This window comes from Tistrella sp., from assembly GCF_002684955.1.
Taxonomy (GTDB): domain Bacteria; phylum Pseudomonadota; class Alphaproteobacteria; order Tistrellales; family Tistrellaceae; genus Tistrella; species Tistrella mobilis.
The window spans coordinates 148974-164402 of record NZ_NYWI01000076.1 but is presented as its reverse complement, the minus strand read 5'-3'; the positions used below and the strand labels follow the sequence as shown (position 1 = coordinate 164402).

The 15429-nt window shown below is 68.3% G+C and carries 14 protein-coding genes; 6 read left to right on the top strand and 8 right to left on the bottom strand.

Going from position 1 to position 15429, the window contains the following annotated elements:
• Positions 1–6: 6 nt before the first annotated feature.
• Complete coding sequence (fliI, locus tag CMO28_RS26140; RefSeq protein ID WP_062763891.1) at positions 7–1344, bottom strand: flagellar protein export ATPase FliI; 1338 nt, start codon at positions 1342–1344, stop codon at positions 7–9.
• Positions 1345–1592: 248 nt separating this feature from the next.
• Between fliI and ctrA the strand changes: the two genes are divergently transcribed.
• Positions 1593–2324, top strand: a complete 732-nt coding sequence (ctrA, locus tag CMO28_RS26135) for a response regulator transcription factor CtrA (RefSeq protein ID WP_014744746.1) — start codon at positions 1593–1595, stop codon at positions 2322–2324.
• A 116-nt stretch (positions 2325–2440) separates the two neighbouring features.
• On the opposite strand, the gene CMO28_RS26130 is transcribed toward ctrA, so the two are convergent.
• From CMO28_RS26130 to CMO28_RS26105, 6 genes are all read right to left on the bottom strand, one after another.
• Positions 2441–3250, bottom strand: a complete 810-nt coding sequence (locus CMO28_RS26130) for a CheR family methyltransferase (protein WP_296719320.1) — start codon at positions 3248–3250, stop codon at positions 2441–2443.
• A complete protein-coding gene (locus CMO28_RS26125) occupies positions 3250–4443 on the bottom strand; it encodes a protein-glutamate methylesterase/protein-glutamine glutaminase (protein WP_296719574.1) in 1194 nt (397 codons plus the stop codon). Before CMO28_RS26125 ends, CMO28_RS26130 begins: the two co-directional genes overlap by 1 nt.
• Before the next feature lie 47 nt (positions 4444–4490).
• Complete coding sequence (locus CMO28_RS26120; RefSeq protein WP_014744743.1) at positions 4491–4856, bottom strand: response regulator; 366 nt, start codon at positions 4854–4856, stop codon at positions 4491–4493.
• 96 nt (positions 4857–4952) lie between these two features.
• Positions 4953–5450 carry a chemotaxis protein CheW gene (locus tag CMO28_RS26115; protein ID WP_014744742.1) on the bottom strand — a complete coding sequence of 166 codons (498 nt, stop codon included), beginning with the start codon at positions 5448–5450 and terminating at the stop codon, positions 4953–4955.
• Positions 5447–8188, bottom strand: coding sequence for a chemotaxis protein CheW (locus CMO28_RS26110; RefSeq protein WP_296719311.1), 2742 nt, complete (start codon positions 8186–8188; stop codon positions 5447–5449). Before CMO28_RS26110 ends, CMO28_RS26115 begins: the two co-directional genes overlap by 4 nt.
• Before the next feature lie 119 nt (positions 8189–8307).
• Entirely contained in the window at positions 8308–9012 is a 705-nt protein-coding gene (locus CMO28_RS26105) for a histidine phosphotransferase family protein (protein WP_296719308.1), read from the bottom strand.
• 239 nt (positions 9013–9251) lie between these two features.
• Here CMO28_RS26105 and CMO28_RS26100 point away from each other — a divergent pair, with 239 nt between their 5' ends.
• The 5 genes from CMO28_RS26100 to CMO28_RS26080 all read left to right on the top strand — a co-directional run bounded on the left by CMO28_RS26100 (position 9252) and on the right by CMO28_RS26080 (position 13174).
• Complete coding sequence (locus CMO28_RS26100) at positions 9252–9464, top strand: DUF3553 domain-containing protein (protein ID WP_014744739.1); 213 nt, start codon at positions 9252–9254, stop codon at positions 9462–9464.
• Positions 9465–9777: 313 nt separating this feature from the next.
• Positions 9778–10887 (top strand): DUF2336 domain-containing protein, encoded by a 1110-nt coding sequence (locus tag CMO28_RS26095; protein ID WP_296719303.1) that lies wholly within the window; start codon positions 9778–9780, stop codon positions 10885–10887.
• 179 nt (positions 10888–11066) lie between these two features.
• Positions 11067–12083 (top strand): GTP 3',8-cyclase MoaA, encoded by a 1017-nt coding sequence (gene moaA, locus CMO28_RS26090; protein ID WP_296719300.1) that lies wholly within the window; start codon positions 11067–11069, stop codon positions 12081–12083.
• Between the two features lie 55 nt (positions 12084–12138).
• The gene (locus CMO28_RS26085) at positions 12139–12921 is read left to right on the top strand and encodes an NAD kinase (RefSeq protein ID WP_062763353.1); all 783 of its coding nucleotides are present in this window, start codon (positions 12139–12141) and stop codon (positions 12919–12921) included.
• A gap of 49 nt (positions 12922–12970) precedes the next feature.
• Positions 12971–13174 (top strand): DUF1289 domain-containing protein, encoded by a 204-nt coding sequence (locus CMO28_RS26080; protein WP_296719293.1) that lies wholly within the window; start codon positions 12971–12973, stop codon positions 13172–13174.
• Between the two features lie 4 nt (positions 13175–13178).
• Here the strand turns inward: CMO28_RS26080 and CMO28_RS26075 are convergent, their stop codons facing one another.
• A complete protein-coding gene (locus CMO28_RS26075) occupies positions 13179–15404 on the bottom strand; it encodes a diguanylate cyclase (RefSeq protein ID WP_296719291.1) in 2226 nt (741 codons plus the stop codon).
• Positions 15405–15429: the final 25 nt, after the last annotated feature.

The window sequence follows — 15429 nt, the reverse complement described above, 5'->3', positions numbered from 1 at the left end:
CGGGGATCAGCCTCCGGGCTTCGGCATGCCGAGCAGCTGGGCCAGCTGGTCATAGCCTTCTGCCAGCGTCGCGCGTTCGGCCTTGCCCTGCGAGAGGAACCGCTCCAGCCCCTCGTGATAGCGGATCGCCTCGTCGACCGCGGGGTCAGAACCGGCGCGATAGGCGCCGAGGCGGATCATCTCGGCCATGTCCTCATAGGTCGACAGCAGGCGACGGGCGCGGATCACGACGGCGTTCTGTTCGGGCGTGTTGCAGTCGGGCATGGTGCGCGACACGCTGCGCAGCACATTCACCGCCGGATAGCGGCCCCGTTCGCCGATCGACCGCTCCAGCACGATATGACCGTCGAGAATGCCGCGGGTGGCGTCGGCCACCGGCTCGTCATGGTTATCGCCTTCGACCAGCACCGTGAACAGGCCGGTGATCGAGCCCTGGCCGGTGCCGGGCCCCGCCCGTTCCAGCAGGCGGGGCAGTTCGGCGAAGACCGATGGCGTGAAGCCCTTGCTCGCCGGCGGTTCGCCCGCCGCCAGGCCGATTTCGCGCTGCGCCTGGGCGAAGCGGGTGATGCTGTCGATCATGCACAGCACATCGGCGCCCTGGTCGCGGAAATGCTCGGCCACCGCGAGCGTGGTATAGGCGGCCTGGCGGCGCATCAGCGCCGGCTCGTCGGAGGTTGCCACCACCACCACGCTGCGCGCCAGACCTTCGGGGCCGAGCGCCCCTTCGATGAATTCCTGCACCTCGCGGCCGCGCTCGCCGATCAGCCCCACCACCGAGACATCGGCCGCGGTATAGCGGGCGATCATGCCCATCAGCACCGATTTGCCGACGCCCGAGGCCGCAAAAATGCCGAGACGCTGGCCACGGCAGCAGGTGACGAAGGTGTTCAGCACCCGCACGCCCAGATCGATCTTGGCGCCGACCCGGGTGCGGGCATGGGCGGGCGGCGGCGGCGCCCGCATCGGCCGCGGACGGGCGCCGGGCACCAGCGGCCCCTTGCCGTCGATCGGCCGGCCGAAGCCGTCGATCACCCGGCCGAGCCAGCCTTCGGAGGGCCGGATGGTCGCCTCGCCGCCGCTCGCCTCCACCTCGGCCCCCAGCGCCACGCCGTCGAGCGGGCCGAAGGGCATCAGCAGGGCACGGCCGTCGCGAAAGCCCACCACCTCGGCCGCAAGCCTGCCGCCATCACGCAGCCGGATGCGGACATGGTCGCCAAGGGCCGTGCGCGCAGCCACGCCGCTGGCCTCGGCCATCAGCCCGCGCACCGCCACGATGCGCCCGCGCACCACGTAGCTGTCGAGCGCCTCGATCGTGCCCGCCAGAGAGCGGATCAGATCCTGCATCGACCCGGCCCTTTCATCTGCCGCCTCTCCATCTGCCGCCGCCTCTTTTCATTTCGGATCCGCGGACGATATCCCGATAAGCGATCCTACACCCTGAGAAGTGCTCGCAAACACGTCTGTCCGATTTTCATCACAATCCTGACGTGATACCGTGGAAAGACATAAGAAGCGTCGTTCCAGCGCGCCATGGTCGCCAGACCACGTGCGGGACTGGCGGATTGCCGCCGATCGGAAGAGGTTGCTGGTCCATGCGTATTCTGCTCGTCGAAGACGATCCGTCGACTGCCCGCTCGATCGAACTCGCCCTGAAAAAGGAAGGGTTCGTCTGCGACACCACCGATCTCGGCGAAGAGGGCCTCGAGATCGGGCGGCTCTATGACTACGACCTCATGATCCTGGATCTGATGCTGCCCGACATGGACGGCTACGAAGTGGTGCGCCGGCTGCGCGCCGCCCGGGTCCAGACGCCGGTGCTGATCCTGTCGGGGCTGACCGATACCGACAAGAAGATCAAGGGCCTGGGCGTCGGCGCCGACGACTATGTCACCAAGCCCTTCGACATGGCGGAACTGGTCGCCCGCATCCAGGCGGTGGTGCGCCGGTCGCGCGGCCATGCCCAGTCGGTGATCCGCACCGGCCGGCTGACGGTCGATCTGGACAAGCAGTCGGTCACGGTCGACGAGCGGCCGGTCCATCTCACCGCCAAGGAATACGCCATCCTGGAACTGCTGTCGCTGCGCAAGGGCACGACGCTGACCAAAGAGATGTTCCTGAACCATCTCTATGGTGGCATCGACGAGCCCGAGTTGAAGATCATCGACGTCTTCGTCTGCAAGCTGCGTAAGAAGCTGACCAGTGCCACCCATGGCGACAACTACATCCACACCGTCTGGGGCCGAGGCTATGTGCTGAAGGATCCGGAACTGGGCAGCCGCAGCGGTGACGACGGATCGGGCCGCCGGCGCACCGACGCCGCCTGAGGACTGATGACGAGGATCGGCCATCGCGCCGGCCCTCTCTCCCCAACGCGAAAACCGCCGGCGGAAGCTGTTCCGCCGGCGGTTTTCCGTGCAACGTTCTCTGATCCGGGGCCGGATCAGGCCGGGACGTAAACGCCCCGGTGATCCGGCAGCGGCCGGAAGCGGTCGGTGATGCCGAGCACGGTTTCTGCACCGCCCAGGAACAGGAAGCCGTCGGGCGCGATCACCTTGCGCAGATCCTCCAGCACCTTCCGCTTGGTGTCCTGATCGAAGTAGATCAGCACGTTGCGGCAGAAGATGACATCGAAGGTGCCGAAGCCCGCGGCGCCGTTCAGCAGGTTGTGCTGACGGAACTGCACCATCGACCGGATGGTCTGGTTCAGGCGCCACTGCTCGCCATCCTGCTGGAAATACTTCACCAGCATGGTGATCGGCAGGCCGCGCTGCACCTCGAACTGCGAATAGGTCGCAGCCTTGGCCTTGTCCAGCACCTCGTTGGCAAGGTCGGTGCCGATGATCTCCAGCCGCCAGCCGTCGAGCTTGGCCCCCATCTCCTTGAACAGCATGGCGATGGTATAGGCTTCCTGCCCGGTCGACGCGGCGGCCGACCAGATCCTGAGCTGGCGGCGATCCTGCCGCCGGCCCAGCATCTCGGGCAGGACGAAGGTGCGCAGCTCTTCGAAGGGCTTGATGTCGCGGAAGAACGACGTCTCGTTCGTCGTCATCGCATCCGTGACGTCACGCCGGAGTTCTTCCGCCGACGGCTTGCGCAGCTCGGCGATCAGCTCAGACAGTCCCGGCAGCCCACGGCGCCGGGCAAGCGGCGACAGTCTGCTTTCCAGCAGGTACAGCTTGTCGGGGCCGATCACCAGCCCGGACCGCTGCTTCAGCATGCCGCTGATGAAGGCGAAATCCTCCGGCGCCATCACGGTCCTCCGTCGACCAGCCGGCGGACTTCGCCGGCCATACGATCCAGCGGCAGCACGGCGCTGCACAGCCCGGCCTGGGCAGCCGCACCCGGCATGCCCCAGACGACGCTCGACGCCTCGTCCTGGGCCATGACCACGCCGCCCGCCTGAACGACATGTTCGCCACCACGCTGCCCGTCCGACCCCATACCGGTCAGGATCACGGTCAGCAGATTGCGGCCATAAATCTTCGCCAGCCCCCGCAGCATCGGATCCACCGCCGGCCGGCAGAAATTCTCCGGCGCATCCTGGTTGATCCGGATCACCGCCCCGCCGGCCGCTTCGGTCGGCACCATGTGCCAGTCACCGCGGGCGACGTGGATGCGACCGGCCTTCACCGGCATGCCGTCCTCGGCCTCGACGCAGGGCAGGCCGCTTGCGCGGGCCAGATGCTCGGCCAGGATGGTGGTGAAGGTGGCGGGCATGTGCTGGGTGATGAACACCGGAATCCGCTGCAGTGCGGGCCCCAGCGCCCCGAACAGGGTGAACAGCGCCTGCGGGCCGCCAGTGGAGCTGCCGACCGCCAGCGCCTTGGCCCGGAAGGCCGGCGGGAACGGCCGCAGCACCACGGGCTTGCGCTGCAGGCCCAGCCGCTGCGGCAGATCCGCCGCCGTGGCCGGCGCCGCGGCCGGACGCGCGGCAGGTGCCGCCGGCTCGGTCCGCGGACGATAGGCCGTGGTCGGGCTGGCGGCGGCGACAGGCGCCGCCGGTGCGGCGGCACCGCCACCGCTGCCGAGTGCCGGCGCCGTGCCGTCGCGGCGACCGCGATCGGCATGGGCCTTCACCTTGGCCAGCAGCTCGCGCGAGAAACCCTCGTTCGAGTAGACCTCGCTGGTGGCGCTCGGCTTGGGAATGTAGTCGACCGCGCCCTTGGCCAGGGCCTCCATGCTGACCGCCGCATTCTTGCGGGTCAGCGTAGACGCCATGATGACCTTGAGCCCGGGCTGCGCCCGCACCAGCTCCGGCAGGGCGGTCAGACCGTCCATTTCCGGCATCTCGATGTCGAGCACGACCACTTCCACCGGCTGGCGTTTCAGCTGGTTGAGTGCGATCCGGCCATTCGCGGCAGAGGCGACGACACGGATCTCGGGATCGGCTTCTAGGACACGGATGAACAGACCGCGAATGACCGCGCTGTCGTCGACCACCATCACGCGATAGGGTTCGACACCTCCGCCCCCTGCTGTGTAAGAGCTCACTAGATGAGGCCCACCTGCGTGAATTTGGTTTCGATGATCTCGCTGTCGAACGGCTTCATGATGTATTCGTTCGCACCCGCCATGATCGCCTCCTGAATATGGGAGAGATCGTTCTCGGTGGTGCAGAAGACGACGATCGGCGCGTCGCCGCCCGGCATCTGACGCAGCGCCTTCAGGAACTCCAGCCCGTTCATCACCGGCATGTTCCAGTCCAGCAGCACGGCGTCCGGCATGGCCTCGCGGCAGCGATCCACCGCCTCCTGACCATCCGCGGCTTCCCTGGTGGCGAAGGAGAGACCCTCAAGGATGCGCCGCGCGACCATGCGGATGACCTTGGAGTCGTCAACGATCAGGCAGGTCTTCATTTCAGATCGGATCCTCGAACGCGCCGCCCGACGCCCGGGCACTTGTGGGGAGGAAAGGCTTCGGTCGGACAGGCCGGGCCGGCGCGAGGGGCGGCATCAGCCGAATTCGAACAGACGCTCGACATCAAGCACCAGCAGCAGCTTGTCGTTCAGTCGGTATACCCCGAGAGAGACGTCTCGCCAATGCTGCGCGAGATTGGCCGGGTTGCGTTCGAACCGGGCGTCGTCGAGAGAGAGCACCTCGCCCACCCCGTCGACCATCAGGCTGTACAGCTCGCCGTCGTGTTCGACGACCACGTTCATGCCCTTCATCTCCGCCGGGCGGGGCGCCAGGCCCAGGCGCCGGCGGACATTGATCGCGGTGACGATGCGGCCGCGCAGGTTCAGCGCGCCTGCGACCTCGGCCGGGGCCAGCGGCACCCGGGTGATCTTCTGGGGGCCCAGGATGTCCTGGACCACCAGCACCGGGATGCCGAAGGTCTGCCGTTCGATCACCACCGTCACGAACTGCCGCTGGGCGCCGACGACCTCGTCGTCACCGGTGCGGGCCAGGGCGTTGCCGCCACCGGCGTAGCGGACGATATCCGCACTCATGCCACGCTCCCCTTCGCCATGTTCATCACCTGACCGATCGCCGCGATCAGGCCCTCACGGTCGAACTTCGCCACATAGTCGTCATACCCGCTGTCGCGGCCGCGATCGAAATCCTCGGGCGCGGTATGCGACGACAGCGCAATCATCGGGACCTGGGACCAGGCGCCCTCTTCGCGGATGGTGCGGGCGAAGGCGAAGCCGTCCATGCCCGGCATCTCGATGTCACTGACGATGATATCGAACTCGGCGCCCTGGTCGCGCAGTTTCAGCGCCGCCTCGGCACTTTCCACACCCGAGACCTCGTAACCGGACACGCGCAGAACCGGCGCGATCAGGCTGCGGAAGAAGGCGCTGTCATCGACCAGCAGCACCCGACGGGCGCGCGCGGCGCCGATCTTGCGCGGCTCGGCCTCGTACCAGTCGCCGGTGGCGCGGAGCAGATAATAGCCCACATCCACGATGTCGGTGGTGCGGCCCGCGATCACCGCGGTGCCGATCAGGCCGTCGCGGCGGCTGCGCAGCTCCACATTGAAGCTGTCTTCCACGATGTCGACGATCTCGTCGACCACCAGGCCCATGGTGCGGTTGCGCTCGGTGAAGACCACCACCGGCTGCCGGCCCTCGCGCGCCAGCTCCTGGCCCTCGTTGACCATGACCAGCGGCATGATCTGGCCGCGATACTGCACCACCGGCCGGCCGTCGGAGCGTTCGACCGTGGCCAGGTCGATCTCTTCCAGGCGCGCCACCAGCGACAGCGGCACCGCCTTCGGATCCTCGCCGCCGGCGCGGAACACCAGCAGGGACAGCTTGTCGTCGGCATTGGCGGCGGCCTCGGCCGCTGCCGCCTCGGCGCGGCGGTCGCTGGCGGTCTGGATCTCGCCCACCGAGGTCGCCAGGCCGTTCGGATCCAGGATCATGACCACGCTGCCGTCACCCAGGATGGTGTTGCCCGAGAACATGGTGATGTCGCGCAGGATCGGCGCCACCGGCTTGACCACGATTTCCTCGGTGTCGAAGACCTGGTCGACGATGATGCCGAACGAGAAGGTGCCCACCTTGCAGACGATCACGAACAGGCCGTCGTCGTCGATTTCGACCTGCGGATCGTGCTCGTCGACCAGGGCCAGGGCGTGGCCCAGGCTCACCAGCGGCAGCAGATGGTCGCGCAGGCGCAGAACCGGCCGGCTGTTGATCCGCTCGATGCGATGCTCGGAGGTGTTGGAGGCACGCACCAGCTCCACCACGCTGATCTGCGGCAGCGCGAAACGGTCGCCCGCGGCTTCCACGATCAGCGCCGCCACGATCGCCAGCGTCAGCGGGATCTTGATGACGAAGGTCGAACCCTTGCCGCTGACGGTCCGCAGCTCGATCGTGCCGCCGATCTTCTCGATATTGGTCCGCACCACGTCCATGCCGACGCCGCGACCCGAGACGCTGGTCACCTTCTCGGCCGTGGAGAAGCCCGGCCGGAAGATGTACTGGGCGATCTGGGTGTCGGTCATGCCGTCGAGTTCGTTCTCGGTGGCAAGGCCGACCTTCACGATCTTCTGGCGCACCTTGGTAAGATCGATGCCGCGGCCGTCATCCGCGATCTCGATGATGATGTGGCCGCCTTCGTGATAGGCGTTGAGGGTGATGGTGCCGGTCTCGGGCTTGCCCGCCGCCCGCCGCTCGTCGGGCCGCTCCAGGCCGTGATCGGCCGAGTTGCGGACCATGTGGGTCAGCGGATCCTTGATCAGCTCCAGAACCTGACGGTCCAGCTCGGTTTCGGAGCCGTACATCTTCAGGTCGAGCTTCTTGTTCAGTTCCTGGCCCAGGTCGCGGACGATGCGCGGCAGCTTGGCCCAGGCATTGCCGATCGGCTGCATGCGGGTCTTCATGACCCCTTCCTGCAGCTCGGACGTGACATGGGACAGGCGCTGCAGCGGCACGGTGAACTCGCTGTCGCTGCGGCCGCGCACCATCTGGAGCAGCTGGTTGCGGGTCAGCACCAGTTCGCTGACCATGGTCATCAGATGTTCGAGCAGGTCGACATTGACGCGGATGGTCTGACCGGCGATGTGGCTTTCGCGCGGGCCGCCATTGCTGCCGGCATCGTGGTGATCGCCGGCATCGGCCCGCGGTGCGGCCTCTGCCGCCGCCGGCGCCTGCTGGGTCGCGACCGCACCGGCACCGGCGGCCACCAGCGCCTGCGGCTGGGCCGTGCCCACCGGCAGGCCCGCCGGGGCTTCGGCCTCGGTCTCGTCCTCGTCGTCCGGCAGGGCGTTGCCCGAGATTTCAGCCGCCATCATCCGGCGCACCGCCTCGAAATCGGGGGCGCCGTCGGCACCGGTCGGCGCGGCGGTCTTGGCCGGGGCCTCGACGCCTTCGGCCGCGGCATCCAGGCGGCCGATCAGGTCGGCGTCATTGCCGGCCGGCTCGGCCTGGGTCCGTTCCAGCTCGGCCAGGATCTCCTTGATCTGGTCCAGGCTCTCCAGGATCAGCGTCACGATATAGGGGGTGACCGTCAGCTCGCGGTCACGCACCTTGCCCAGCACGTTCTCGGCCGCATGCGCCACCTTCTCGAGCCGGGGCAGGCCCAGGAACCCGCAGGTCCCCTTGATGGTGTGTACAAGGCGGAAGATGTTCTGCAGCAGTTCCGGATTGTCTGGATTGCGCTCCAGGCGCACCAGTTCGACGTCGAGCGTGGACAGGCTCTCCGTCGTTTCGGTGAGGAACTCGCTCAGCAGCTCGTCCATGGCGTTCTCATCCCTGCTGCCGTGAATGGCTGGCGCCGTGGCGCCTTGCGTGTGAAGTCGTCGGAGTGTCCGCAGACGGGGCCGCCGCGGGCAGGCCCGCCGGCGGCGAAGAGAGGGGTTCAGGGGCCGGTTTCGCCGGTCCGCTCCAGGCTGGAGACGCCGGCCCGGGTGGTGAAGACCGGCAGATCGCCCGTGATGGTCAGGCGGCGCAGATCGGCGCCCGACCAGTCGGTGGCAACCGCAAGCCGGCCGCCGACGGCGGCGGCCATTTCGGAAACCATGAAGGGCAGCACGGTACGGGCATCCAGCGCCGCCGGATCGATCCGTCCCTCGATCGACGGGACCAGCGTCTCGGGCAGGCGCATGGGGCCGCCTTCGGCCACCACGCTCACGCTGCCGCCCTCGACCGTGGTCCGCCAGGCGATGGTGACCGTGCCGCCGCGCAGCAGGGCCTGTGCCGAGATTGCCGCCAGGCACAGCACGATGCCGCCATGGGCCCTCAGCACATTGCCGTCGCTCGGCCAGGCGATGACGTCCAGACCGGCACGCTCGTCGGTGAAGTATCCGGCGAGTGCCGCTGACAGATCGCCGGCCGCCACCCGTTCGTCGGGATTGCCGCCGGCGCCCAGGGCCAGACGATAGAAACTCAACCGGCGGGCGGCGCGGGCCGCACTGTCGGCCAGCAGCTGCAGCGCGTCGTCTCCCATGCCGTCTTCGGCCAGGAACTCAACGCCGTTGACGACACCACCGACGGGACCGACCAGGTCGTGGCAGAGCCTGGCACACACCAGTCCGGAGAGTCGTACCCAATCTCCCTCGCCCACGTCGCGTCACTCCCTGAAACCGATCGCATCCCCGGTGAACCTACCGGGGCTCGCCTTCTTCTTTTACGGCGGCAAGCGTTAAATTTCCCTTAGGCGCAGCGCGATTGCCGTAACCATATGCGCGCACCCCCCGGATCCCGGCCACGGACGGCATCGGCTCCCCGGAAACGGCCCCTGGTGCAGGCGATGCCGCCACCCCATCTGTGTCGGGAACGGACCCAATCCGGAAGGATCGTCAGATGACCACGCCGGCACCTTACGGCATGCTGTACCCGCCGGGAAGCCTCGTCCGCCTGCCCGGTCAGCCCGATTGGGGGCTGGGTCAGGTCCAGAGCGTGGCCGCCCATCGCGTCACCGTCAATTTCGAACATGGCGGGAAGCGCACCGTGCATGCCGATGTCGTCGATCTGGAACTGGTCCGCGGACCGAACCCGCCGGATGATGACGATTGAGCGACCAGGGGCACCGGAAAGCCACGGTACAGCTTTTGCGGTTGCAGCCGCCATCCGGGCTTCGTAAATACAGGATGCGCCGGACGCTTCGTCCCGCGAGACTTTCTCCGCCGAAGGGCAGGGTCTGCGGTTCTCCGCCAAAGACCAGCACCTGCGGTCACTCTGCTATGGGCCGGCCTGCGGCCGCTCTGCCACGGAACGTGATGATACCTGCCCCCGCATCACCATACCCGCCCCGGGACGCTTCGATGATCCGCATCGTGGATCCCGTTGTCGTGGAGAGGGAAGCCGGGCCATATCGGGGAAGCTGCTGGTGGTCGGCGGGGGGATCGTGATCGAACGCGAGGTCGAAGCACTCGCGCGGGCGGCTCTCCAGAAGCCACCATCGCAGCGGCAGGCGATTGCCGGCACCATCGCAACGATGCTGATCGACCGTGAGCGCAAGCTGACCGAACGGGTGCGCGGCGTCGTTGCCCATCTGATCCAACCCCTGGTTGCAGATATCGAGCACACGCTCCGCCGCGAACTGGCGGAAGAACTGGCGGCGATGCCCGAAGCGGGGGAACTGCCGCCCAACCTGTTCGTGATGCTGGCCAACGACCGGATCGAGGTCGCCCATCCCCTGCTGTCGCGCTCGCCGATCCTGACCGATCCGGATCTGATCGCGATCGCCCGCGAACGCTCTTCCGCCCACCGCACCGCCATCGCCCAGCGCCCGGATCTGAGCGACGCCGTCACCGGCGCCCTGCTGGATGCCGCCGAGGCCGAGGTGGTGACGGCGCGGCTGGCGAACCGGACGGCCCCGCTGTCGCCGAAGCTGCTGGAGCGTATCGTGATGCTGTCGCAGCGGATGGAGGTGATCCAGCCGCCGCTGTTGCAGCGCCAGGAACTGCCGGCGGGGCTGGCCTATCGGATGTTCTGGTGGGTGGGGGCGTCGCTGCGCCGCCACATCGTCCAGCGGTTCGACGTCTCGCCCGAGATGATCGAACGGGCGGTCGCCCGGGTGGTGGACCGCAGGGTGACCGAAACCGGCCGCCTGGCCGAAGATCAGGGCCGGGCGCGGCAGCGCGTCGCCATGCTGGCGCGCGGCGGCGGCGTCACCGAGACCTTCCTGCTGCAAAGCTATCGCCAGGGCGAGATCGCGCTGTTCGAGGCGGCGCTTGCCCATATGACCGAGATCCGCCCGATCACCGCCCGACGGATCGCCTTCGAGACCACCGGCCAGGCCCTGGCGATCGCCTGCAAGGCGGCCGACGTCACCCGTCAGGGCTTCTCGACGCTGTTCATGCTCACCCGCAAGATGAGCCGCGGCACCAGGGTGTCGGATCCCAAGGATCTGCTTGAAGCGGTGGCGTTTTTCGACATGGTCGACCGCCGGCGGGCGCTCGCCATTCTGGCGCTGTGGGACGGCGACGCGATCTGAACCGCCGGACGCGGCCCCGCCCGGTTGCGTTGCGGCCCTTGCGCGGCAACCTCTGCACCCCCACAATGTTGTCTCAAGACAGCCCGGTGAACGGGACACGCCCCTGATGACGGCCTTTCCATGACGGGCCTCCGGACGAGCGAGCCGCCGCAGTGAGCCAGATCCGCAATGCCTCCCCCATGCCCCTGAGCGATCGCCCGTCGCTGGTCGATCCCTTCGGCCGGCATGTGCACTACATGCGCCTGTCGGTCACCGACCGCTGCGACCTGCGCTGCGTGTACTGCATGGCCGAAAGCATGACCTTCCTGCCCAAGGCCGATCTGCTGACGCTGGAGGAACTGGCCCGGCTGTCGCGCGCCTTCATGGCCCTGGGGGTACGCAAGCTGCGCCTGACCGGCGGCGAGCCGCTGGTCCGCCGCGGGATCATGGATCTGATCGGCGAACTGGGCCGGGACGTCGCCGCCGGCCGGCTGGACGAACTGACGCTCACCACAAACGCCACCCAGCTCGACCGCCATGCCGAAGGGCTCTACCGGGCCGGGGTGCGGCGGATCAACGTATCGATCGACAGTCGCGATCCGGTGCGCTTCCAGCGCATCACCCGCTGGGGCACGCTCGATCGGGTGATGAACGGCATCGCCGCCGCCAAGGCGGCGGGGCTGGCGGTCAAGATCAACATGGTGGCGCTACGCGGCGAGAACGAAGACGAAATCGAGGACATGGTCCGCTGGTGCGGCGAGAACCGGTTCGACCTCACCTTGATCGAGACCATGCCCTTGGGCGAGATCGACGAGGACCGGGTCGACCAGTATCTTTCCCTCGCCGAGGTCCGCCGCAGGCTGGAGACCCGCTTCACCCTGACCGATCTGCCCGACCGCACCGGCGGGCCGGCCCGCTACGTGCGGATCGCCGAAACCGGCGGCCGGCTGGGCTTCATCACCCCGCTCAGCCATAATTTCTGCGAAAGCTGCAACCGGGTTCGGGTGACCTGCACCGGACGGTTGTATATGTGCCTGGGCCAGGATGATCAGGTAGACCTGCGCGAGCCGCTCCGCGCCAGCCCGGACGACGACGCGCCCCTGATCGCAGCCATCCGCCGGGGCATCGACGCCAAGCCCAAGGGCCATGATTTCGTGATCGAGCGCCGGGGCGCCGCCCCGGCCCTCACCCGGCATATGAGCATGACGGGCGGCTGACCGGCAGATGACCCAGATCCCGCCCCAGGGTGTCGCAACGGTCGGCACCGCCCCGATGCCGGCCGCCGCCGGCCGCATCCCCACCTTTGCGGTGGTCGCGGGCGATACCGAAGAGGCCTGCGCCGGCCGGGCGGCGATCGAAGCCGCCTATGCCACAGTCCCGCCGGAAACCGCCGAGGTCATCGTGGCGCTGGGCGGCGACGGGCTGATGCTGGAAACCCTGCACCGCTTCATGCACCGCGATGTGCCGATCTATGGCATGAATTGCGGCACGGTCGGCTTCCTGATGAACGAGTTTCGGGTGGAAGGGCTGGACCAGCGCCTGGCCGAGGCCGTGCCGGCGACGATCTATCCGCTGCTGATGCGCGCCTATACGGTCGACGGCACCGAACACAGGGCACTGGCCATCAACGAGGTGTCGCTGCTGCGGGAAACCCGCCAGACCGCCAAGCTGCGCATTCTGGTCGACGGCATCGAGCGCCAGCCGATGCTGATCGCGGATGGTGCGCTGGTTTCCACCCCCGCCGGCAGCACCGCCTACAACCTTTCTGCGCACGGCCCCATCCTGCCGCTGCGCGCGGGCGTGCTGGCGCTGACGCCGATCAGCGCCTTCCGGCCGCGGCGCTGGCGCGGCGCCCTGCTGGCGGATACCGCGACCATCACCTTCGAGATCCTGGAGCCGATGAAACGGCCGGTCAGCGCGGTTGCCGACTATACCGAGGTTCGCGACGTGCGCCGGGTGGATGTCGCCCGCGATCCCGCGCGTGAACTGACCCTGCTGTTCGATCGCGGCCACAGCCTGGAAGAGCGCATTCTGCGCGAACAGTTCGAACCCTGACCCGACCCACAGAGCCCCCTGCCCCACAGAGCCGGAGCCCCGCTGCCCGATGACCGTCGCCTCGCCCTGCGTCAATGTCTGCCGCATCAGCACCGTCACCGGCTGGTGCGAAGGCTGCTATCGCACCATCGACGAGATCCGCGTCTGGCGCCGGCTGGATGACGACGGCAAACAGACGATCCTGGAGCATGTCGAGGATCGCCGCCGCGACATCCGCGCCGGGCGGGTGGTACCGGCCGGCGCGGCCAGGTGACGGATCAGCCCGTCAGCTTGTCGGCGGGCTGCACCTGACCATCCAGCATCACCCGGTTGCGGCCGGCATGCTTCGCGGCGTAGAGCGCGGCATCCGCAGCCGCGATCAGGCGGCCATCGTCGGTCACCGTGTCGGGGAAGACCGCAACGCCGAGCGAGATGGTGACCGGCCCCAATGCCGCATCGCCGCTTTCTTCCACCGTCCCGGCCAGGGCACGGCGGAAGGCGTCGGCCCGCGCCGCGGCATCGGCGGCGGTGGCACCCGGCATCAGGATCAGGAATTCCTCGCCGCCATAACGGCAGACCACATCGCTGCGGCGGAAGTGATCGGCCATCACCCGGGCGGTCATCCGCAGCACCCGATCGCCGGCCTCGTGGCCGTGGGCATCGTTGAAGCGCTTGAAATGGTCGATATCGGCCATCACCGCCGCCAGCGGCCGGCCGTCGCGGCGCGCCACGGCAACCTCGCGGACCAGGGTTTCGTCTGCGAAACGACGGTTGTAAAGGCCGGTCAGCGGATCGCGGATGGTCATGCCGCGCAGCGTCTCGCGCAGCTTGACGTTGGCGATCGACAACGCCACGCGGTCGAGGGCCGCGATTTCGTCTTCGGCCCAGTCGGTGCGGTCGTCGACGCCATCGCGTTCCAGCGTGATCATTCCCAGGATCTCGCCATGGGCGATCAGCGGCACGCAGAGGTGGCGGCCCGGCACCCCGTCCAGATGCCGGCAGACCGGCATCGTGCCCTCCGCCCGGCTGACATGGGCATGGCCCAGGCGCAGCGACCAGCAGTCGTCCTCGGTGATGCTGTGCCCGGGCAGCAGGGGCTCGCCCCACAGCGCCGCCGGTTCAAGCGCGGTCTGGCCCGGCCGGTGCAGGAAGGCCCGGCCGCGATCGCCGTTCGACAGCGACGGCATCATCCGCGCCAGCACGCCCATCGCCTCGTCGACCGAGGCGCAGGACTGGATGAGATCGGTCATCCGACCGGCGATCCGCTCGCGGTTGCGGCCGCGCTCCAGGTCACGCGCCCGCAGGCGCGCCGCCTCGTGCGCATCCGCCAGTTCAGCCGTGCGCGCCGCCACCGTCCGCTCCATGCCCGCCAGGGCGCGCTGCAGCGCTTCTTCCGCCCGGTTGCGCTGGGTCTCGCGCTCGGCCAGATCGGCGAAAAGAGCATCCAGGGTGGAGGCCAGATCGCTGATTTCGCGCACCTTCGAGACATCCGGAATATGGCGGGGCGCCTCTCCCCTGGCCATGGCCTTGGCATAATGCGACAGGCGGCCGAGCGGACGCACCAGCACCATGCGCATCACCGCCATCGACAGGATCACCAGGCCGGCCGCCAGCCAGAGCGCCAGGACGAAATTGCTCGACATCAGCGCCCGGACCGGGCCGAACAGCCGTGCCTCGTCCATTGAGATCCCGATGGTCAGCGCCTCTTCGCCGAAGGACACCGTCTCCAGCATCATCACCCGTTCGGGCAGGTCCTGCACGGCGGGAAGGCCGAGAATCGGGATCGCCGAGCCGGCGTCGGCAGCCAGAGCCGCACCAAGCCCCTGCGACTGCAGGTGAGGCGCGGTTTCCTTCGGATCCGGCGGCGGCAGCGGGCCGGCATGGGTGACCAGCGCCCCCTCGGGCGACCAGAGCGTCACCCCGGTATCCGCCGGCAGCTCTGCCCGGATCCCCTGCACGAAGGCCAGCAGGTCGATCGACGCCCCGACCATGGCGACCGGCCGGCCCTGCGCATCGCGGACCGGCATCACCACCGGCAGAATCGGACGACCATTGGCGAGGCCGGGCAGCCAGCCTGCGACCAGGGGATCGGTGGCCCGCATGCCGGCCGCGAAATAGGGCCGCGCCCCCAGGCTGGCCGGCTGGCCGTCCGCCGAGGGGATCGGCCGTGCCGCGCAGACGATCCGGCCTGAGAGGTCGGTGACGAACATGTTGTTGTAGATCGGCCGCAGATGCACCAGCTGGGCGAAGCGCGCATCACAATCCGGATCATTCATGCCCGGCACGCCGCCCGCGGCCATCGCCGCGATCAGCTGCCGGGCGGCATCGATCCGCTGGCGCAGCTCCTGAGCGGCGGTATGCGTCGTCACCGAAAACTGCTCGCCGACGCGCTGTTGATCCAGCCGGCCGGTGGTGATCACCGACCAGCCCAGAACCGCCATCAGGGGCAGGACGGTCATGACCGTCAGTGCCAGTGCCAGCTGTCTGATACCAATGTTTCGCATGGCCTCACTTCGGGTCGCCGCCTCT